Here is an 18974-nt window from a genome sequence, read left to right as displayed (position 1 = left end):
GCGACGCGGCCGGCCCGGCAGTTCCGGGCAGGGCTGGCCCGGCTGGGCTAGCGTGGCCGTATGTCCAGGGAGGCGTGGATCGTCGTCGGCGTCGTGGCGCTCGCCACGCTGGTCGGCGCAGTGCTGCTGGCCGTCCGCGTGATCCGGACCCGCCGGATGCTCGGCACGCTCGGGGTGAACGGCAAGGTCGCCTTCTACGGGGCGCTGCTCTACACCGTGCTGCCGATCGACCTGCTGCCCGACCCGATCTACCTGGACGACATGGCCGTGCTGACCGGCGCACTGATCTATCTCGGCCGGCTGGTCCAGCGGCGGCGCGCCGGGAATCCCCCGCTGCCCGGCGCAACCGGCACCCCGCCCGCCGACCGGACCGGCCGCCGGGTGCCCTGACCGGACGACTCGGCCGCCGGCGATTCGTCCCGCGACCGCCGGGCCCCTCACCGGACAACTCGGCGCCCGGTGATCCGCCCCGCGACCGTTGCGTCCCGACCCCGGGCGGTTCGTGCCATGATCGGAGCCGCACCGCGAGGACAGGGGACGGACATGGCCGGCGACCATCGGTTGGCACCGCACGACGAGCGGGTCGCCGCGTTCTGCCGGGAGCGCCATCTCGCCACGTTGACCACCGTGCGCGCCGACGGCACCCCGCACGTCGTGCCGGTGGGAGTCACCTTCGACGCGGCGGCGGGCCTGGCCCGCGTGATCACCAACGGCACGTCCCACAAGGCGCGCCACGTCGCCGCCGCCGGCCCCGGGGGCGCCCCGGTGGCCGTCTGCCAGGTCGACGGGCGGCGCTGGCTCACCATCGAGGGGCGGGCCGTCGTCCGCACCGACCGGGCCGCCGTGGCGGAGGCCGAGCGCCGGTACGCCGACCGGTACCGGACGCCGCGTCCCAATCCTGACCGGGTCGTCATCGAGATCGCCGTGACGCGCCTGCTGGGAAGTCTGTGACCGGCTGACCGGTTCGCCCCGGCCCGGCCCCCGCCCGCCCGACCGTGGGCGCCGCTGCGACCCGGCCCGGCCCGCCCGACGGCAGGGCCCCCAGGGTCAGCCACGGCGTGTGACGAGCGGCATCCGTACGCCGGAATCGCGCTGCCCCGGGCGCCGTTGCATCTCATCGTGCGGCCGGGACCCCGGCCGTGGGCCCGGAATGCCCGGCGCAGCAGGGCCGTTGGATCCCCGGTACGCCGGCGGACCGACGCGGTCCGGGCCGTCGAATCCCTCCAGGCGAGCGCCTTTCCCGGTGCTTGCGCCTCCGACCCCCGGAGGCGTCAAACCCCCGATTGGAGCCCGACCATGAAGCCGATCATTCACAAGAGCGGTCTCTCCGTCGCCGGCCTGCTGGTGGCCGGCGGATGCATCGCCGGACCGGCGGTGGCCGCCCAGGCCGCGCCGGTGACGACCACCCCGGTCGCCTCGGTGCACACCGACAAGGGCGGGCGTGCGGAGCAGGCCGACAAGGGCGGCCGCGCGGACAAGGGTGGACGCGCCGACAAGCGGGCCGAGCGCATGGTGGGCATCGAGTACCAGGCGCAGCCCAACTTCTACTACTGCGGCCCGGCCGCGACCCGGATCGCCCTGTCGGCGCAGGGCAAGATCCTTTCGCAGGACGAGGTCGCGAAGATGCTGGGCACCACCGAGGCCGGCACCGACTCGGCCCTGGACACCACCCGGGTGCTCAACGAGCTGACCGGCGGCGGGTACCGGACGACCGAGATCCCGGGCCCGGTGGCCAAGCCGGAGGAGGTCGACCGGCTGCGGGCCGACGTGGTCGCCGCCCTGGACGAGGGCCGGCCGGTGGTGGCCAACGTCAAGGGCACCGCGGTCGACACCGACGGTCACCCGCAGTCGTACGAGGGCGGGCACTACCTGACCCTGGTGGGCTACCGGGACGGCGGTGACCTGATCCGGATCGCCGACCCGGCCTCCCCGGAGGGCGAGTACTGGATGACCCTGGAGAAGGTCGCCAACTGGATCGCCGAGCGCGGTTACTCGTCCTGACCGGACGGCACCGGCGAGGGCCGGTCTCCCATCGCGGGGAGACCGGCCCTCGCGCGTCTCCGCACACGTGCCCGGGCGGACGGCCGGAAAACCGGCTGCCGCGTGGGCAGGAGAACGCGCGCCGCCTCGCCGCGCACGTGCCGCTGCGTCGACACCCGGTGGATTCGGCCGGCGACTCGGGGGTACCAGCAGCGAAGAGCCGACCGTTCCGCAACCGGTAAGGGGCAGACATGACCGACACACACGGCACCGGTCAGGACGTCGTCGACGTCCTGACCGCCGACCATCGCGAGGTGGAGGCGCTCTTCGTGGAGCTGGAGAGCCGGCGGGGCACCCCCGAGCACCGCCGGCAGCTGGCCGACGTGGTGATCGCCGAGCTGGTCCGCCACGCGGTCGCCGAGGAGATGTACGTCTACCCGGCCGCCCGCAAGGCGCTGCCGGACGGCGACCAGGTCGCCGAGCACGAGATCTCCGAGCATTCCGACGCCGAGCGGACGATGAAGGAGCTGGAGTCGCTGGACCCGTCCGAGCCGCGCTTCGACGAGGTGCTGGCGCACCTGACCCGCACGATCCGGCACCACGTGAAGGACGAGGAGTCGGACCTCTTCCCCCGCCTGCGGGCGGCGGTGGCGCGCGAGGAGCTGGTGGAACTGGCCGGGAAGGTGGAAGCGGCCAAGAAGACGGCACCGACCCGGCCGCACCCGGCCGCCCCGGACCATCCGCCGGCAAACAAGCTGCTCGGCCCGGGCGCCGGCCTGGTGGACCGGATGCGGGACGCCCTCAGCGGCCGGCCCACGTCGATGGCGGAGCTGCGCGAGAAGCAGCACTGACCCCCTGCCACGTCGATCGGTCGCCACGCCCGCCCGGGCGTGGCGACCGGCGTCTCACCGGCCGAGCGGATCCGGCGGGCGGTCGAAGAAGGTCTCCAGCACCACGATGGTCCGGGTGCCGGTGACGCCCTCGATCTGGAACAGTCGCCGCAGGCTGGCCTGGAGCTGCTCGGGGGGACTTAGCCCTGATCTTGACCAGCAGCGAGGCCGGTCCGGCCACCCCGACGGCACCGACACCGTCATCGCCGACCGCTACCGGGGGCAGTGGCTGAACAGGCCCAACGACGTGGTCGAGCACTCCGACGGCTCGATCTGGTTCACGGACCCGAGCTTCGGCATCGACAGCGACTACGAGGGCCACCGCGCCGAGGGCGAGATCGACGGCAACCACGTCTACCGGGTCGACCCGCACGACGGCGAGGTGCGCCTGGTCGCCGACGACTTCGCCCAGCCGAACGGGCTCGCGTTCGACGCCGACGAGTCGGCGCTCTACGTGGCGGACACCCGGCATCGGCACCTGCGGCGCTTCAGCGTCGGCGCGGACGCCACCCTGCGCGGCGGCGAGGTGTTCGCGCAACCATCTCTTCGTCTGCGCGTCCAGCTCGCTCTACGCGCTGCGCGTCAACATCAACGGGGTCCGCTACCCGGGGCACTTACCGACGGGCGTGCCGGCAGGCGTGCCGGCACGCCCGCCCGGTTCACGGCTCCGGGGCGATCCGGCGCAGGCTGCCGACCTCGGACACGATGACCGCCTCCATCGGGCAGGAGTCCGCGGCGTCGATCAGCACGTCGTCGGGCGCCACCCGTTCGGCCAGCGGGCGGGACATCCCGTCCACCAGCACGAAGTGCCCCGGCGCGGTGCCCGCGCAGATTCCCGACCCGATGCACCGGGTCGTGTCCACGTGCACCCGCCACCGCTCGTCCGGCCCAGTCACCGGTTCACCAGCTCACCGGCATGGCGACCAGGCCGCGCACCAGCAGGCCGCTCTTCCAGGTCAGCTCGGGTTCGGGCACGGCCAGCCGCAGGCCGGGGGTACGGTCGACCAGGGTCTCCAGGACGACCTGGAGCTCCATCCGGGCGAGCTGCGCGCCGATGCAGTGGTGCACCCCGTGCCCGAAGCCGAGGTGGGGGTTGGCCTGCCGGGTCAGGTCGAGCCGGTCCGGCTCGGCGAAGACCGTCTCGTCCCGGTTCGCCGACGGGATCGACACCATGACCGGCTCGCCGGCACGCACCAGCACGCCCCCGAGCTCGACGTCCTCCAGGGCGTAGCGGGCGAAGGCCGAGGACGCGCCGAGCGGGACGAAGCGCATCAGCTCCTCCACGGCGCTCGGCACCAGCGCCGGCTCCGCGCGCAGCCGGTCCCACTCGTCGGGGTGGGTGAGCAGCACGTACACGAAGTTGGGGATCTGGGTCACGGTCGTCTCGTGGCCGGCGGCGAGCAGCCCGGCGGCCAACTGCACGACCTCGTCCTCCGCGAGCCGGTCGTCGGCGTCCCGAGCCCGGACCATCGCGCCGAGCAGGTCGTCGGTGGGCTCCCGGCGCCGCCGCGCGATCAGCTCGCCCATGTACGCGAAGAGGTTGTCGATGTACTGCTGGGCCACCTCCGGCGTGAGCGAGGTGGTCGACACGATCGCCTCGGACCAGGTGTGGAAACGGTCCTGGTCGGCCACGGGCACACCGAGCAGGTCGCAGATGACCCGGATCGGCAGCGGGGTGGCCAGGTGCTCCACCAGGTCGGCCGGCGGCCCGGCGGCGAGCATGCCGTCGACCAGTTCCTCGGCCATCGCCCTGGTGCGGGGACGCAGCTGCTCTACCCGGCGGGCCGTGAACGCCTTCGCCACCAGCCGCCGCAGCCGGGTGTGCTCCGGCGGGTCCATGGCCAGGATCCCGGTGTCCTGCTGCCGCGCCGAGTTGCGTGGCTCGTCCCGCCCCACCGAGGCGGCGCGGCTGAACCGGGGGTCGCCGAGCACGGTCCGGACGTCGGCGTGCCGGGTGGCGAGCCAGGCCGGCTCCCCGAAGGGCAGCCGGATCCGGGTGAGCGGCTCGTCCCGGCGCAGCTTCGCGTAGCGCGGGTCGAGGTTGAGCCGGTCGGGCTCGCTGAACGGATAGCGCTGGGGGTGGGTCGTCGTCTCGGGGGCCTCGGTCACCGGCTGACTTCCTCTCGTCGCGGCGTCCGAAGGAGGACGCCGGTCCGGTCGGGGGCGGACTCCACGAAGAGTCATGTTCCGACTGCGGATGGTAGCGAGAGTGGTCGATCCTTGGCTAGCGGTAACCGTTGATCGATCGGAAGGCGTGCCGCACCGCCGGCGGTGCGGCACGAGAAAAGACGCTCCCGGGCTGCCGAGGAGCGGCGGCCCGGGAGCGGGGCGGCGACGTCAGCGGACCTCGTCGCCCTCGCCCGTACGGGCCTGGGCCTGGTCGACGCCCTTGTCGATCTGCTCGTCGTACCTGCCGCCGGTGCGCTGGTCGGCCATGTCGCCGCCCTTCTCCAGGCCCTGGTCGACCTGCTTGTCGTGCTTGTCGGCGAAGTCCTTGGCCTTGTCCATGAAGTCGCTCACCGGGTCCTCCTCGAATCGGGGTTCGGTCCCAGCCTTCCCTGCGGTCACGGGCGCAAACGCGGTCCGGACAGGGCGGCGCGAAGGCGGCGGGAGGCCGCGTCGGCGCTGATCGGCGCCCCCGGGAGCCGCCCGGGCATCTAGCGTGAAAGGGGACGCGGGTGTCGCGGGGACGCCGGCCGGGTACCGACTCGCCGGAGATCGAGGAGGGCCGACGTGGTCGCAGACGGTGCCGGGCGGACGCCCGAGGGGTCGACGGACCGGGGCGCGGGTCCCCGACAGAGCTGGGCGGCGCTGCCCTGGCTGGTCCGTTCGGCCGTGGTGTGGAGCGCCTGCCTGGTGGTGGTCGTCGCCGGGCTGTACCTGCTGGGAAAGATCGCGGTGCTGCTCGCGCCGCTGGCGATCGCGCTGGCCGCCACCGTGTTCCTCACCGCGCTGCTCGATCCGGTGCAGCTCGCGCTGCGCCGGCTCCGGCTGCCGGCCTCGCTGGCCGCCCTGCTCACCGTGCTGCTGCTGCTCGGCGTGCTGTTCGGGGTCGGCGCGCTGGTCTGGAACCTGACCGCGGACCAGTTCAGCGAGCTGAGCCAGGAGCTGAGCCAGGGCCTGGGACGGACCCGCGAGTTCGTGACCTCCACCCTGCCGGTCAGCGACCAGCAGCTCGACCGGCTGCTCGACCAGGCCCGGCAGGGCGCCGGGCAGGGCTCCGTCGACCCCGTGTCGGGGGCCCGCACGGCGGCCGAGGTGCTGGGCTCGGCGCTGCTCGCGCTCGTGCTGCTGTTCTTCCTGCTCAAGGACGGCCGGTCCATGTGGCACTGGCTGCTGTCCCGGGCGACCGGGCCGAACCGGTCGGTGACCGCGGAGGCGGGCCGGGTCGGCTGGCGGACGCTCGGCGCGTACAGCCGGGGCACCATGATGATCGCCGCGATCGACGCCATCGGCATCGGCCTGGCCCTGGTGCTGCTCCGGGTGCCGCTGGCCTTCCCGCTGGCGCTGATCACGTTCTTCGGCGGCTTCATCCCGATCATCGGAGCGACCGTGGCCGGCGCGGTCGCGGTGCTGGTCGCGCTCGCGGCGAAGGGGCCCTTCACCGCGCTGCTCGTCCTGGCCGCCGTGATCGCCGTACAGCAGATCGAGGGCAACCTGCTGGAGCCGCTGATCATGAAGCGCCAGGTGCGCCTGCACCCGGCGGTGATCCTGGTGGCGGTCACCGCCGGCACGCTGATCGCCGGGATCGCCGGCGCCTTCGTCGCGGTGCCGATCACCGCCGTCGTCTGGCGCGTCATCGACACCGTTCAGCAGCACCGCCAGGGCCGCGGTCCCGAAGCCACGACCACGCCGCCCGCCCGCGCCTGAGCCGACCGTCCCCGCAGCCGGCCCGGGGAGGGCCGGGCCGTGGCCGAGCCGGACGGCGGCGGGCCGTGGCCGAGCCGGACGGCGGCGGGCCGTGGCCGAGCCGGACGGCGGCGGGCCGTGGCCGAGCCGGACGGCGCGACGGGCCCGGCCTCAGGCCGGCCGGGGCACGGCGAGGTGGGCGGTGAACCAGTCGGCGGCGCAGTGGGCGACCTGTTCCAGGGTGCCCGGCTCCTCGAAGAGGTGCGTGGCGCCGGGGATCACCGTCAGCTCGGCGCTCTCCGGCAGCGCCTCCTGTGCCTGCTCGTTGAGAGTGATCACCTGCTCGTCCAGGCCGCCGACCAGCAGCAGCGTGGGCGCGCGTACCTGCGTCAGGGCGGGGCCGGCCAGGTCGGGGCGGCCGCCCCGGGAGACCACCGCGCCGACGAGGTCCGGCCTCGCGGCGGCGGCCACCAGCGCGGCGGCGGCCCCGGTGCTGGCCCCGAACAGGCCGACGGGCACCCGGCCGAAGGGCCGCTGGGTGGCCAGCCAGTCCACGATCGCCGCGAGCCGGCCGGCGAGCAGCCCGATGTCGAAGCGCAGCTCGGCGGTCCGGGCGTCCACCCGGTCCTCGGCCGGGGTCAGCAGGTCGACCAGCACGGTGCCGAGGGCGCTGCGGTTGAGCACGTGCGCCACGGCCGTGTTGCGCGGGCTGTGCCGCGAGCTTCCACTGCCGTGCGCGAAGAGCACCACGCCGGCCGGCTCGGCCGGGACCAGCAGGTCCGCGGGGAGTTCGGCGTCCCCCGCCGGGATCGTCACCTCGCTGCTGCGCACGTCCATCTCCGCCTCCGTCCCGTACGTCGTCCCCGGCGGCCCGCATACCCGCCGGCGCCGCCGTCAAGCGGGGGCGGTCCATCCGGCGTTTGTCGAGGGGGGCGCCGGGTAGGCGGCGGGTGACCGCAGACCGTACCGGCGCAACCGCGCCCCCGACGGATCGCGAGGATCGCCATGGCGCAGCAGCGAGAGTCCCGCCAGCAGACCGCCGAGCAGGAACGGCGCGAACAGGACGCCGAACGCGGCCGGGACTGGGCGGACGAGGCGGCCCAGGCACGGACGGCCGACGACCCGCGGGCGATGGCGCCCCGGGACGCGGCCGGGCGCCCCTCACAGGGCAGAGCGCTCTGACCGACGCCGCCGGCCCGCCGACCGCGGGCCGGCGGCGGTCACGGCTCGTTCTCGGGCAGGCGGAGCAGCGGGGCCCGGCCCGGGGCCTGCTCCGGCGACGGCCCGGAGACCTCCGCCGGCGGGATGGGCATGGTGACCGGCTCCTCGCAGGTGAGCCGGACCGTCTCGCCGTGGTGGCGCAGCTCCAGCACGTCCTCCGGGTCACCGTGGCGCAGCGCGTACGTGGTCTCGTGCGGCCGGACGTCCACCCGCAGCCGCAGCCCGCGCCACTGGAGCGAGAACTCCAGCCGCCCGAGCCGGCTGGAGAGGCGCGGCGCGAACGACAGCGTGCCGTCGTGGTCGCGCAACCCGCCGAACCCCGCCACCAGGGCGATCCACGCCCCGGCGAGCGACGCCATGTGCACGCCGTCGCGGGTGTTCTCGTTGAGGTCGTGCAGGTCCATCAGCGCGGCCTCGCGCAGGTAGGTGTGCGCCAGCTCCGGGTGGCCCACCTCGGCCGCCAGCACCGCCTGCGTGCAGGCCGACAGCGACGAGTCGCGCACCGTCCGGCGCTCGTAGTAGAGGAAGTTGCGCAGCTTCTGCTCCGGGGTGAACGCGTCGCCCCGCCAGTGCATGGCGAGGACCAGGTCCGCCTGCTTGACCACCTGCTTGCGGTAGAGGTCGAAGTACGGGTAGTGCAGCAGCAGCGGGTACTTCTCCGGCGGCGTGTGCGCGAAGTCCCACTCCTGGAGCCGGGTGAAGCCCTCCACCTGCTCGTGGACGTCGATGTCCTCGTCGTACGGGATGTGCATGGACGCCGCCGCGTCCCGCCACGCGGCGGCCTCCTCGTCGGTCACGCCGAGGTGGAACGCCTCGTCGCGGTAGCGCATCACCGCCTCGGCGGCGGTGATGAGGTTCCGCTGCGCCATCAGGTTGGTGTAGATGTTGTCGTTCTTCACCGCCGTGTACTCGTCGGGGCCGGTGACCCCGTCGATGTGGAACTGGCCGTGCCGGTCGTGGTGGCCCAGCGACCGCCACAGCCGGGCGGTCTCCACCAGCAGTTCCAGCCCGATCTCGCGTTCCAGCTCGGTGTCCTCGGTGACCTGCACGTAGCGCCGGAGCGCGTCGGCGACGTCGGCCGCGATGTGGAAGGCCGCCGTGCCCGCCGGCCAGTACGCCGACGACTCCGGCCCCTCGATGGTGCGCCAGGGGAAGGCCGCGCCCTCCAGGTTGAGCGTCCGGGCCCGCTCGTGGGCGGCGGCCAGGGTGCGGTACCGCCAGTGCAGCGCGTCCCGCACGGCGGACGGGTGGGTGTAGGTGAGCACCGGCAGGACGAACATCTCGGTGTCCCAGAACGCGTGCCCGTCGTACCCGGGGCCGGTCAGGCCCTTCGCGGCGATCGGCCGCTGCTCGGCGCGGGCGCCGGCCTGGAGCACGTGGAACATGCCGAACCGGACGGCCTGCTGGACCTCCGGGTCGCCCTCCACCACCACGTCGGCGACGTCCCAGAACTCGTCGAGGTACTCCCGCTGCTCGCGGTGGAGCCCCTCCCAGCCGTCGAGCCGGGCCGCGGCCAGGGCCGCCCCGACCTGGTCCCGCAGCGCCGGCAACGAGCGGCGGCTCGACCAGCCGTAGGTGAGGTACTTGACCACCCGGAGCTTCTGGCCGGGCTGGAGCACGCACGCGATCGTGGTACGCACCCAGTCCTCGTACCCCTCGGACTCGATGGTCTTGCGCTCCGGGCCGTACACCTCGTGCTCCATCGCGGCGGCCACCCGCAGCCCGGAGACCTTGGTCCGGTGGATCAGCAGCCCGCCGTCGGGGGTGGTGAGCTCCTCCTCGGCCTGCAACGGCGACTCCAGCACGGCCGCGACCCGGGGGTCCCGGCTCTGCGCTGGCAGCGTCTCGTTCGCCACCAGCTCCGACTGCAGGATCAGCCGCAGCGGGCCGTCGACCGCCTCCACCTCGTAGTTGATCGCCGCGACCGCCCGCTGGGTGAAGGAGACCAGCCGCGTGCTGCGGACCTTGACCTCCCGGCCGGCCGGGGATCGCCAGTGCAGCTCCCGGTGCAGGGTGCCGGCGCGCAGGTCGAGGACCCGCTCGTGGGCGAGGAGTTCGCCGTACCGGACGTCGAGCGGCTCGTCGTCGACCAGCAGCCGGATCAGCTTGCCGTTGGTGACGTTGACGACCGTCTGACCGGATTCCGGGAATCCGAAGCCGGCCTCCGCGTAGGGCAGCGGGCGCAGCTCGTAGAAGGAGTTGAGGTACGTGCCGGGCAGGCCGTGCGGCTCGCCCTCGTCGAGATTTCCGCGCAGCCCCACGTGCCCGTTGGAGAGCGCGAACACCGACTCGGACTGGGCCAGCACGTCCATGTCGAGCCGGATCTCCCGGACGTGCCACGGCTCGACGGGATACGCGCGTTCCCTGATCACGCGGGTCGCCCGGTGTCGAGCAGGTCCGCGAGATCGGTTACCACGACGTCGGCCCCGTGGGCGCGCAGCTCGGCGGCCTGGCCGACCCGGTCGACCCCGACCACGTAGCCGAACCCGCCGGCCCGGCCGGCGGCCACCCCGGCCAGCGCGTCCTCGAAGACGGCGGCGTTGGCCGGGTCGACCCCGAGCAGCCTGGCCCCGGCCAGGAAGGTGTCCGGGTGTGGCTTGCCGCGCAGCCCTCCGGCGCGGGCGACCAACCCGTCGACCCGCCCCTCCAGCAGCGGTTCCAGGCCGGCGGCGGCGACCACCTCCCGGCCGTTCGCGCTGGCCGTGACGACCGCGCGGCGCAGGCCGGCGGCGGCCGCGGCCTTCAGGTAGGTGACCGAGCCGGGGTAGACGTCCACCCCGTGGGTGCGCAGCCGCTCCAGCAGCAGCACGTTCTTGCGGTTGCCGACCCCGTTGACCGTGTCGGCGTCCGGCGGGTCGTCGGGCGCGCCCTCGGGCAGCACGATCCCCCGCGAGGCGAGGAAGGTCCGCACCCCGTCCGCCCGGGGCCGGCCGTCGACGTAGCGGTTGTAGTCCGGCCCCGGGTCGAAGGGGCGGAACGGCTCGCCGGTGGCCGCGGCGCGTTGGCGCAGGAAGCCGTCGAACGTCTCGGTCCACGCGGCGTTGTGCACGCGGGCGGTCTGCGTCAGCACACCGTCCAGGTCGAAGAGGCAGGCGGTCACGTGAGCAGGCAGGCCCAGCACGGTACGAATCTATCCAGACCCCCGTGCCCGGCAAACCTGTTTCGGCCCGCTTGCCCGGAACCGCTCAGTGCGGGCGCAGCGTCCAGACGACCGTCATGGCCGAGGTGGGCTTCCCCTCCTCGGTGGTGATCTCCACCTGCACCGGGAACTCCGGCCGCTGGCCGGCCTCCAGCTCCGCGACCACCTCGGGCGCCGGCCGGCCGAGCCGGGCCGTCGCCAGCACCGGGCCCATGGCCAGCTTGCGGTACGCGATCTCGGCCCGCACCGCGAGCGGCGTGGCCCGGTCGAGCAGCTGCCCGAACGCGGCCAGCACGACCGCGCCGGAGGCGGTCTCGCCGAGGGTGAACATGGCCCCGGCGTGCGGCCCGCCGACGTGGTTGTGGGTGGCCGGCGAGTCGGGCAGGCGGACGACCGCCCACACCCCGCCCTGCGCTTCGGGGGCCACCTCCACGAATTCGAAGCCGAGCGTGCGGGCGAACGGCACGGCCTCCAGCATGCCGGCCGCCACCTGGCGCGAGTCGATGCTCATGCCCAGACGTTACTAGTCGGTAACTTCGACCACAAGCCCCACCCCCGGCGCACGGAACGGCCTTCCCGCAACACCCGGCGCCGAGAAGACGCCCTTCCTCGCGTCGTCAGCGCCAGCCGACGTCGATGCGGTCGCCCCGCTCGTCGAAGAAGTGCAGCGCGTCCATGCGTACCGAGACGGCCAGGGGGTGACCCGCCGCGACCGCGGGGTACGGCGCCAGCCGGACCGCCAGTTCGGCGGGACGGCGGTGGTGCCGGCCCGGGTCGTTGAGCACGCTGGTCCGGGCCCCGGAACCGGGGGCGCGCTCCTCCTCCGCCGCGCGCCCGGTCAGCCGCTGCATCACCTGGCCGAAGCGGCGCAGGCCGCGCTGGTCGACCGGGGCGTCGACCGGGGTGCCCATCTCGTCCACCACGATCGCGGTCGCCCCGATGTCGAGGAAGGCGAGCGACTCGTGCCCGTGGTGCTCCAGGTAGCGGATCCGGCCGTGGAGCACGTCGCCCGGGGTGTCCGGGGCGACCGGGGTGAGCGCCTCGGCCCGCATCCCGACCACGATCCGCTCCCCGTGGTAGTGCGCCACCGCCCGGCTGCGGATGTCGTCCCAGGGCAGGTAGAGCGCCTGCTCGCCGAGGGTGAGGGTGACGTAGCGGTCGAGGTGGACGTAGACCGACGCCTCCAGCAGGTTCATCCGCGGGCTGCCGAGGAACGCGGCCACGTAGAGGGTGGCCGGCCGGCCGTAGACCTGCGTCGGGGTGCCCACGTCCTGAAGGACGCCCTTGCGCATGATGGCGACCCGGTCCGCCATGGTCAGCGCCTCGGCCTGGTCGTGGGTGACGTAGATGGTGGTGACGCCCAGCTCGCGGGTCAGGCCGGAGATCTCCGCGCGCAACTCGGCCCGGAGCCCGCTGTCGAGGTTGGACAGTGGCTCGTCCATCAGGAACAGCCCGGGGCGGCGGACGATCGCCCGGCCCATCGCGACCCGCTGGCGCTGCCCGCCGGAGAGCTGGCTGGGCTTGCGGCCGAGCACGTCGCCGATGCCGAGCGCGCTGGCCACGTCGGTGACCCGCTCGCCGCGCGGCTCGGGCTCCACACCGGCCAGCCGCAGCGGGAAGGCGATGTTGTCGCCGACGGTCATGTGCGGGTAGAGCGCGAAGTCCTGGAAGACCATGGCGATCTTCCGTTCGCGCGGCGGCAGGTCGTTGGCCAGCTCGCCGTCGAGCATCACCGCGCCCGACGTCGGATCCTCCAGGCCGGCGACCATCCGCAGCACCGTGGACTTCCCGCAGCCCGACGGACCGAGCAGCACCATGAACTCACCGTCGTTGACGTCGAGGTTGACGCTGTCGACGGCGAGGGTGCCGTCCCTGAACACCTTCGTGACATCCTTGAGCGCGACGGTGGTCACCGTGCCCTCCCCCCAGCTCGTGGACCGAACCCCGAATGACTGTGACGAGGATCATTCGGTTCGCACATCGGGTAAACGTGCCATGTTCGACTCGTAACGGCCCTGTAACGCCCACGGGCCGGGACGGCGCAGCGGTCAGCAGCCGCCCGGGGCGGGTTCCGGCTGTTCGCCGAGAAAGACCCGGCGGACCACCCGCTCGGCGGCGCGGCCGTCTTCGAGCGCGCAGAACCGGGCTCGGAACCGCTGCCGGGCCTTCGTCGCCGCCTCCGCGTCGACCGTGCCGGAGCGGAACAGGTCCAGCAGGTCGGCGAAGCTCGTGGCGACCGCGCCGGGCGGCTGGTCGAGCAGGTCGAAGTAGACCCCCCGGGCCAGCCGGTACGCCTCCCAGTCCGGGGCGTAGACGACGATCGGCCGGTCCAGCACGGCGTAGTCGAACATCGCCGACGAGTAGTCCGTGACCAACACGTCCGCCACGAGGTAGAGGTCCTCGACGCGCGGGTGCCCGCTGACGTCGCGCACCCGTTCCCGGTCGGCGGGGCGCCGGACGCGCCGGTCCCGGTCGTGGAAGTAGTGGCTGCGCATCAGCAGCCGGCCGGACGGGCCGAGCACGTCGAGCAGGCGCTCCGGGTCGAACGGCGGCCGGTAGCCGGGCAGGTGCTCCCGGTGCGTCGGGGCGTACAGGACGACCCGCTCGCCGGGGCCGAGGCCCAGCTCCGCGCGCAGCCCGAGCACCTCCTCGGCGGTCGCGGTGACCAGCCGGTCGTTGCGCGGGTAACCCACCTCCAGCGTGGTGTACGCGGCCGGGTACGCCCGCTCCCACATCTGGGTGGAGAAGCTGTTCGCGCTGACGCTGTAGTCCCACCGGTCCACCCGGCGCAGCAGCCCGGCGAAGTCCATCCCGACCGCGCCGATCGGGTACCGCTGCTGGTCGAGCCCCATCACCTTCACCGGCGTGCCGTGGTGGGTCTGCACGTGCACCGACCCCGCCCGTTTGCGGACGAAGTCCGGGAAGTTCACGTTGTTGACCAGCCAGCGCGCCCGGGCCAGCGCCCGGTAGTACGCGGGGGTGCCGGCCACCACGTACTCGACGCCCTCGGGCACGGTGTGCACCCGGTCCCGCCGGACGATCCACACCCCCCGGACGCCGGGCGCCAGCCGCCGCGCCGCCTCGTAGATGGCGGCCGGGTTGTCCGCGTAGCCGCGGTACCAGTAGGCCGCGTACACGGCCAGTGTCGGGTCGACGGGCCGGCGCAGTTCCGCCCGGTAGTACTCGCGCAGCAGCGTGTCCCGGGCCAGCCGCGCGGCCCGGCGGGCCGGGGGCGCGACCCGCCGCTTCGTGCTCCGCGCGGTACGCCGGGCGGCGTCCCGCGCGCGGTAGGCGCTGCGCAGCGCGCTGAACGTCCGCCACCGGCCCGCCGCCACCAGCCGGTGCTTGAGCCCCTCGGTGCCCTCGGGCGCCGGGTAGCCGCCGGGCGGCAGCCAGCGCGCGTAGTCGGCGGTGATCTGCGCGAAGAAGGCGGGCCGCAGGTCGGGGGCGATCCGCTGCCCGTTGCCGAGCACGGTCAGGTAGTGCCAGATCATCCGCTCGAAGATCGCCGGGCGCAGGTCGTCGACCGCCGGCCCCCAGGAGTCCATCAGCCGGAACACCCGGTGCCACTGGTGGAACACCTCGAAGTGCCGGTCGCCCCGCGTCCTGGTGATCGCGCCGGCCCGGCGCTGGCGGTAGTTGACGCAGACCCGGTCCAGCACGCCGATCCGCTCGGCGGCCATCAGCACCGGATAGCTGAACGAGACGTCCTCGTACCAGCCGGGGGCGAAGCGCAGCCCCTCCTTGAGCAGGAACTGCCGGCGGACCAGCCGGTTCCAGGCGGTGTGCAGCAGCCGCAGCGTCTCGGGCCGGTCCCGCAGCCGGAAGGTGCCCTCGCCGGGCGGCTCGGGGAACACCTCCGCCATCGCGCTGCTGGTGGCCGCGTTGTTCCAGTGCGTCCGCACGTGGTCGACCAGGAGCACGTCGGGCCGGGTGGCGCGGAGGCGCTCGGCCACCTCCGCGAGGCACTCCGGGGCGAGCCAGTCGTCGCCGTCGACGAACCAGACGTACTCGCCGACGGCTCGGTCCAGCCCGACGTTGCGGGCCGGACCGAGCCCGACGTTCTCGGTCAGCCGGACGGCGTGCACCCGCCGGTCGCGGGCCGCGTACTCGGCGAGGATCTCGCCGCTGTCGTCCGGCGAGCAGTCGTCGACGCCGATCACCTCGATGTCGGCGACCGGCTGGTCGAGGATGCTGTCCAGGCACTCGCGCAGGTAGCCCTGCACCCGGAAGGCCGGCACGACGAAACTGATCAGGGTCATCGGCCGGCCCCTCCGTCAGCCCGGCGAGCGACCCCCCGCACCGGCCAGGCCCACCGACGCCCGCGTGGCGCGGGCGGGCAGGACGACCCAGGCGAGGACGACACTCCCCACGAAAACCACGAGAAGGTACGTACCAAGTGTAGCCATCCCGATACCCGCAATTCCGACGATCGCCGCCAGGGCCAGCAGCACCGACCGCCCCTCCCAGCCCAGCGTGACGCCGTGCAGCGGCGGCGCGGACTGCCGCTTCTCCAGCCGCGCGGTCAAGTCGTAGTGGTGCAGGGTGAGCACGAAGACGTACCCGAACACCAGCCACGCCGGCACGTCACCGACCACCCCGACCGCGATGGCGAAGAGGTACTCCCCCGCCCGCAGCGCGGCCGGCACCAGCCAGTCCAGCGGCCCGTTGTGCGCCGCGCCCGCCCCGAGGCCGCCGACCAGCAGCACCAGCAGCGCGACCGGCACCGCCCAGCGCAGCCCGTCCGCCCCGTCGCCGTCCGCCGCGACCAGCGCCGCCACCAGCAGCGCCGCCGGCCCCGACGCCGCCACCACCGCCAGCGTCAGCGGGCCCATCGGGCGGACCACCGGCAGGAGCCGGGCCAGGGGGCCGTCGTCGCGGTGCAGGGTGGCGTCGACCGTGTCCAGCACGGGCACCCACATCCAGCGCGCGCGCAGCGTGCGCAACGCCCCGGTGTACGCGAACGCCAGCACCCCCCACGCCAGCACCGCGTACAGGCTGACCAGCGGGCCGAACAGCGCGACCGTCAGCGCGATCAGCGCCCACCGTTCCCCGATCGGGAAGACCACCGTGCGCTTCAGCCAGTACGACACCGACCCCGTGTCGGCCTGCACCCGGTTGGAGGCGGCGTTGAGCTTGTCGCCGATGCCGCCGCCCCCGGCGCCGACCGCCTTCGGCCGGCGGGCGGCCTCGTCGTGCAGCACGCCGTACCAGGTGTCCGTCATGTGCCGCACGGTCTGCAGCGTCATCGCGGCGATCGCCAGCGCCCAGCCGTACCGGAACCCGGCCTGGGTGGCCCCGTAGCCGAGGCCGGCGTAGACCACGTACTCCTTCGCGCGGTCGGCCATCGTGTCCAACCAGCCGCCCCAGGCGCTGAAGTGCCGGGTGTAACGGGCGAGCTGCCCGTCCACGCAGTCGAGCACGAAGCCGAGGTAGAGCAGCACCGCCCCGGCGACCAGTGCCGGCCGGCCGCCGACGCCGAACAGCACCGCGGCGGCCACCGCGAAGGCCACCGAGATCATGGTGACGGCCGTCGGGCCGAGCCCGAGCCGGGCGGACGCCTTCGTCACGTACGGCGACCAGGTGCTGACGAAGAAGGTGGTGAAGAAGTCGTCCCGCTCCTTCACGGAGAGCCTCAGCTCGGCCCGGTCCTCGTCGACGGCGGCCACGGCCGCCTCCGCGTCGGCCAGCCCCGCCGGGTCCGTCACCCGGCGCGCGACGAGCAGGCGTACGCGATGGGCGAAGGTCAGCACGCCCAGCCCGGTGAGGCCGGCGAAGAGCCGGTCCACGGCGGGCCCGGCCACCGGCGGCGCGGCGGCCGACGGGGCGCCGGCGGGCAGCATCCCGGCGGCGGCCGCCCGCGCGGCGGCGGCGAGCGACGGCAGGTCGTCGACGCCGACCCGCAGCGCGCCGCCGAAGATCCCGGTGGCGTCGCCGTTCAGCGCCTCCGGCGGCCCGGCCTCGACCACCTGGCCGCGCTCCTCCCGCACGGCCGTGCGCCCGTGACCGGGCGGGTCGGTGAGCACCAGCGCCACCGTCGGCCCGACCGGGCTGGTCGCCAGATGCCGCAGGACGGCCGTGTGCGCGACCAGGTCGACGCCGGTGACCAGCACCGGCCCGGTGGCCGCGTCGACCAGTGCGGCCAGCTCGCCCAGGTCGGCGGCGCGGCGCACCTCGTCCGCCCCCGCGCGGCGGAGCTGGGCGGCGAGCCGGTCGGCGAGGGGTTCGCCCGCGCGGGTGGAGAGACTCGCGGCCGGGGCGTCGGCGGCGAGCACGATCGCGAGCGTCACCGCGGGACCGCGGTGTGGTACGCGTCGAGCGCCTCGGCGATCGTGCCGTCGACGCTCAGCCGGCCCGCGTCGAGGTAGAGCCCCCGACGGCAGAACCGGGTCAGGTCCTTTTCGTTGTGTGACACCAGCACCAGAGTGCGCCCCTCCCCGAGCAGACGGTCGATCGTCGCATAACACTTCTTGCGGAACTCCGCGTCCCCGACTGCGGTCACCTCGTCCATCAGCAGGATCGGGTGCGGCAGGTGCGAGATGATCGCGAAGCCGAGACGGACCTTCATGCCGGACGAGTAGTGCCGCACCGAGGTGTCGATGGCCCGCTCCACCTGCTCACCGGCGAACGAGACGATGTCGTCGAAGTGCCGCTTCAGGTAACCCGACGACAGCCCGTGCAGCCCGCCGACCAGGTATAGGTTCTCCCGTCCGGTCAGGTCGTTGGAGAAACCGGCGGAGAGCTCCAGCAGCGGCGCCACGTCCCCGCGCACCCGGATCCGGCCCTCGTCCGGGATCAGCACGCCGGCGATCAGCCGCAGCAGTGTGCTCTTGCCCGTGCCGTTGCGACCGATCACGCCGACGGTCTCCCCGGCGGCGATCGAGAACGACACGTCCCGCAGCGGCCAGAACTGGCCGGCGGACGCGCCGCGCCTGCCGCCGTGGATGAACAGCTCGCGCAGCCGCAGCTGCCGGCGCCGGTTGCGGACGAAGCGGATGCCGAGCCCCTCCGCCTCGATGATCGGATCGGCCATCGTCACAGTTCCTTGAGCACGGCGGGTTCGAGCCGGCGGAACGACCACCAGCCGACGGCCAGCACCAGCAGGCTGACGCCGGCGGTGGTGGCGAGCAGCCGGGCGTCGGGGAACTCGTCCGGGTACCAGACCGCGTGGTGGAGCTGGAAGATGCCGACCAGCGGGTTCAGCTCGTACGCGACCTTCAGCCAGCCCGGCAGGTCGGCGTCCCGCACGAGGCTCAGCGGATAGATGATCGGTGTCGCGTAGAAGAGCACCCGGATGATCAGCCGCATGAAACGCTCGACGTCGCGCATCAGCACGTTGACCGCCGAGAGCAGCAGCGCCAGCCCGACCAGCAGGACGCCCTGCACCGCCACCGCCAGCGGCAGGGCGAGCAGCGACCAGCCCGGGTCGATCCGGTCGTACGCCGCGTACCCGACGGCGACGGCGACCAGGATCGGCAGGCCGGCGGCGTACTCGGCGAAGCGGCCGGTGACCCGGCCGATCGGGAAGACCTGGCGGGGCACGTTCATCGTCGTGATCAACCGGGACTGGCCGGTCAGCGCGTTGGTGGCCTCGCTCAGCGCCGAACTGGTCCACATCCAGGCGAAGATCCCGGTGATCAGGAACAGCGGGTACGAGTCCGCCGCGTCACCCAGGTGGCGGATGGTGTCCCGGGAGTAGAGGACCCCGAAGACGAACCAGTAGATCGCCCCCATGCCGAGGGGCTCGATCAGCGACCAGAGGTAGCCGAGCACCGACTGCTGGTACTTCACGGCGAGGTCGCGCTTGACGAGGATGCGCAGGGAGTTGCGGTGCGACCACAACGCCGCGACGCCAGAGGTCACCGCCGCCTCCCGCCTCACCGGACGGACGACAG

General features: G+C 73.8%; 18 protein-coding genes and 2 pseudogenes. 7 read left to right on the top strand and 13 right to left on the bottom strand.

All coding sequences use genetic code 11. From position 1 onward, the window contains the following. Positions 1-60: 60 nt before the first annotated feature. From ACGF7U_RS01880 to ACGF7U_RS01865, 4 genes are all read left to right on the top strand, one after another. Positions 61-390: a DUF1232 domain-containing protein gene (locus tag ACGF7U_RS01880; RefSeq protein WP_393102180.1), complete on the top strand. Its 330-nt coding sequence runs from the start codon at positions 61-63 to the stop codon at positions 388-390. A gap of 153 nt (positions 391-543) precedes the next feature. Next, positions 544-951, top strand: coding sequence for a pyridoxamine 5'-phosphate oxidase family protein (locus tag ACGF7U_RS01875; protein ID WP_393102179.1), 408 nt, complete (start codon positions 544-546; stop codon positions 949-951). A 345-nt stretch (positions 952-1296) separates the two neighbouring features. After that, entirely contained in the window at positions 1297-2001 is a 705-nt protein-coding gene (locus ACGF7U_RS01870; protein WP_393102178.1) for a C39 family peptidase, read from the top strand. 230 nt (positions 2002-2231) lie between these two features. Further along, the gene (locus ACGF7U_RS01865) at positions 2232-2831 is read left to right on the top strand and encodes a hemerythrin domain-containing protein (RefSeq protein WP_393102177.1); all 600 of its coding nucleotides are present in this window, start codon (positions 2232-2234) and stop codon (positions 2829-2831) included. A 54-nt stretch (positions 2832-2885) separates the two neighbouring features. Here ACGF7U_RS01865 and ACGF7U_RS01860 read toward each other — a convergent pair. Continuing rightward, a pseudogene (locus ACGF7U_RS01860) lies at positions 2886-3051 on the bottom strand (Lrp/AsnC ligand binding domain-containing protein); the annotation flags it as partial. Between the two features lie 3 nt (positions 3052-3054). Here ACGF7U_RS01860 and ACGF7U_RS01855 point away from each other — a divergent pair. Beyond that, positions 3055-3408: pseudogene (locus ACGF7U_RS01855) on the top strand (SMP-30/gluconolactonase/LRE family protein); the annotation flags it as partial. 121 nt (positions 3409-3529) lie between these two features. Here the strand turns inward: ACGF7U_RS01855 and ACGF7U_RS01850 are convergent. From ACGF7U_RS01850 to ACGF7U_RS01840, 3 genes are all read right to left on the bottom strand, one after another. Next, the gene (locus tag ACGF7U_RS01850; protein ID WP_393102176.1) at positions 3530-3766 is read right to left on the bottom strand and encodes a ferredoxin; all 237 of its coding nucleotides are present in this window, start codon (positions 3764-3766) and stop codon (positions 3530-3532) included. Between the two features lie 4 nt (positions 3767-3770). Further along, on the bottom strand, positions 3771-4979 hold the full coding sequence (locus ACGF7U_RS01845) for a cytochrome P450 (protein WP_393102175.1): 1209 nt from the start codon (positions 4977-4979) through the stop codon (positions 3771-3773). A 228-nt stretch (positions 4980-5207) separates the two neighbouring features. After that, complete coding sequence (locus ACGF7U_RS01840) at positions 5208-5390, bottom strand: antitoxin (protein ID WP_393102174.1); 183 nt, start codon at positions 5388-5390, stop codon at positions 5208-5210. Positions 5391-5603: 213 nt separating this feature from the next. Between ACGF7U_RS01840 and ACGF7U_RS01835 the strand changes: the two genes are divergently transcribed. Then, on the top strand, positions 5604-6740 hold the full coding sequence (locus tag ACGF7U_RS01835; RefSeq protein WP_393102173.1) for an AI-2E family transporter: 1137 nt from the start codon (positions 5604-5606) through the stop codon (positions 6738-6740). A 150-nt stretch (positions 6741-6890) separates the two neighbouring features. On the opposite strand, the gene ACGF7U_RS01830 is transcribed toward ACGF7U_RS01835, so the two are convergent. Next, positions 6891-7556 carry a dienelactone hydrolase family protein gene (locus tag ACGF7U_RS01830; RefSeq protein WP_393102172.1) on the bottom strand — a complete coding sequence of 222 codons (666 nt, stop codon included), beginning with the start codon at positions 7554-7556 and terminating at the stop codon, positions 6891-6893. A gap of 168 nt (positions 7557-7724) precedes the next feature. Here ACGF7U_RS01830 and ACGF7U_RS01825 point away from each other — a divergent pair, with 168 nt between their 5' ends. Next, the gene (locus tag ACGF7U_RS01825) at positions 7725-7901 is read left to right on the top strand and encodes a hypothetical protein (protein WP_393102171.1); all 177 of its coding nucleotides are present in this window, start codon (positions 7725-7727) and stop codon (positions 7899-7901) included. Positions 7902-7939: 38 nt separating this feature from the next. Here the strand turns inward: ACGF7U_RS01825 and ACGF7U_RS01820 are convergent, their stop codons facing one another. The 8 genes from ACGF7U_RS01820 to ACGF7U_RS01785 form a co-directional block, all read right to left on the bottom strand. Continuing rightward, positions 7940-10312 (bottom strand): glycoside hydrolase family 65 protein, encoded by a 2373-nt coding sequence (locus ACGF7U_RS01820; protein WP_393102170.1) that lies wholly within the window; start codon positions 10310-10312, stop codon positions 7940-7942. Continuing rightward, complete coding sequence (locus ACGF7U_RS01815; protein ID WP_393102169.1) at positions 10309-11061, bottom strand: HAD-IA family hydrolase; 753 nt, start codon at positions 11059-11061, stop codon at positions 10309-10311. Before ACGF7U_RS01815 ends, ACGF7U_RS01820 begins: the two co-directional genes overlap by 4 nt. A 64-nt stretch (positions 11062-11125) precedes the next feature. Continuing rightward, the gene (locus tag ACGF7U_RS01810) at positions 11126-11590 is read right to left on the bottom strand and encodes a DUF4442 domain-containing protein (protein ID WP_393102168.1); all 465 of its coding nucleotides are present in this window, start codon (positions 11588-11590) and stop codon (positions 11126-11128) included. A 106-nt stretch (positions 11591-11696) separates the two neighbouring features. Next, complete coding sequence (locus tag ACGF7U_RS01805) at positions 11697-12992, bottom strand: ABC transporter ATP-binding protein (protein ID WP_393102167.1); 1296 nt, start codon at positions 12990-12992, stop codon at positions 11697-11699. 135 nt (positions 12993-13127) lie between these two features. Next, positions 13128-15341: a CDP-glycerol glycerophosphotransferase family protein gene (locus ACGF7U_RS01800; protein WP_393102166.1), complete on the bottom strand. Its 2214-nt coding sequence runs from the start codon at positions 15339-15341 to the stop codon at positions 13128-13130. A gap of 15 nt (positions 15342-15356) precedes the next feature. Then, the gene (locus tag ACGF7U_RS01795; RefSeq protein ID WP_393102165.1) at positions 15357-17369 is read right to left on the bottom strand and encodes a DUF5941 domain-containing protein; all 2013 of its coding nucleotides are present in this window, start codon (positions 17367-17369) and stop codon (positions 15357-15359) included. After that, positions 17366-18112, bottom strand: a complete 747-nt coding sequence (locus ACGF7U_RS01790; protein ID WP_393102164.1) for an ABC transporter ATP-binding protein — start codon at positions 18110-18112, stop codon at positions 17366-17368. The genes ACGF7U_RS01795 and ACGF7U_RS01790 overlap by 4 nt, the downstream gene beginning before the upstream one ends. 2 nt (positions 18113-18114) lie before the next feature. After that, complete coding sequence (locus ACGF7U_RS01785; protein ID WP_393102163.1) at positions 18115-18942, bottom strand: ABC transporter permease; 828 nt, start codon at positions 18940-18942, stop codon at positions 18115-18117. Positions 18943-18974: the final 32 nt, after the last annotated feature.

This window comes from Micromonospora sp. NPDC047670 (genome assembly GCF_043204915.1).
Lineage (GTDB): Bacteria > Actinomycetota > Actinomycetes > Mycobacteriales > Micromonosporaceae > Micromonospora.
This window is presented reverse-complemented; position numbering and strand designations above follow the sequence as displayed.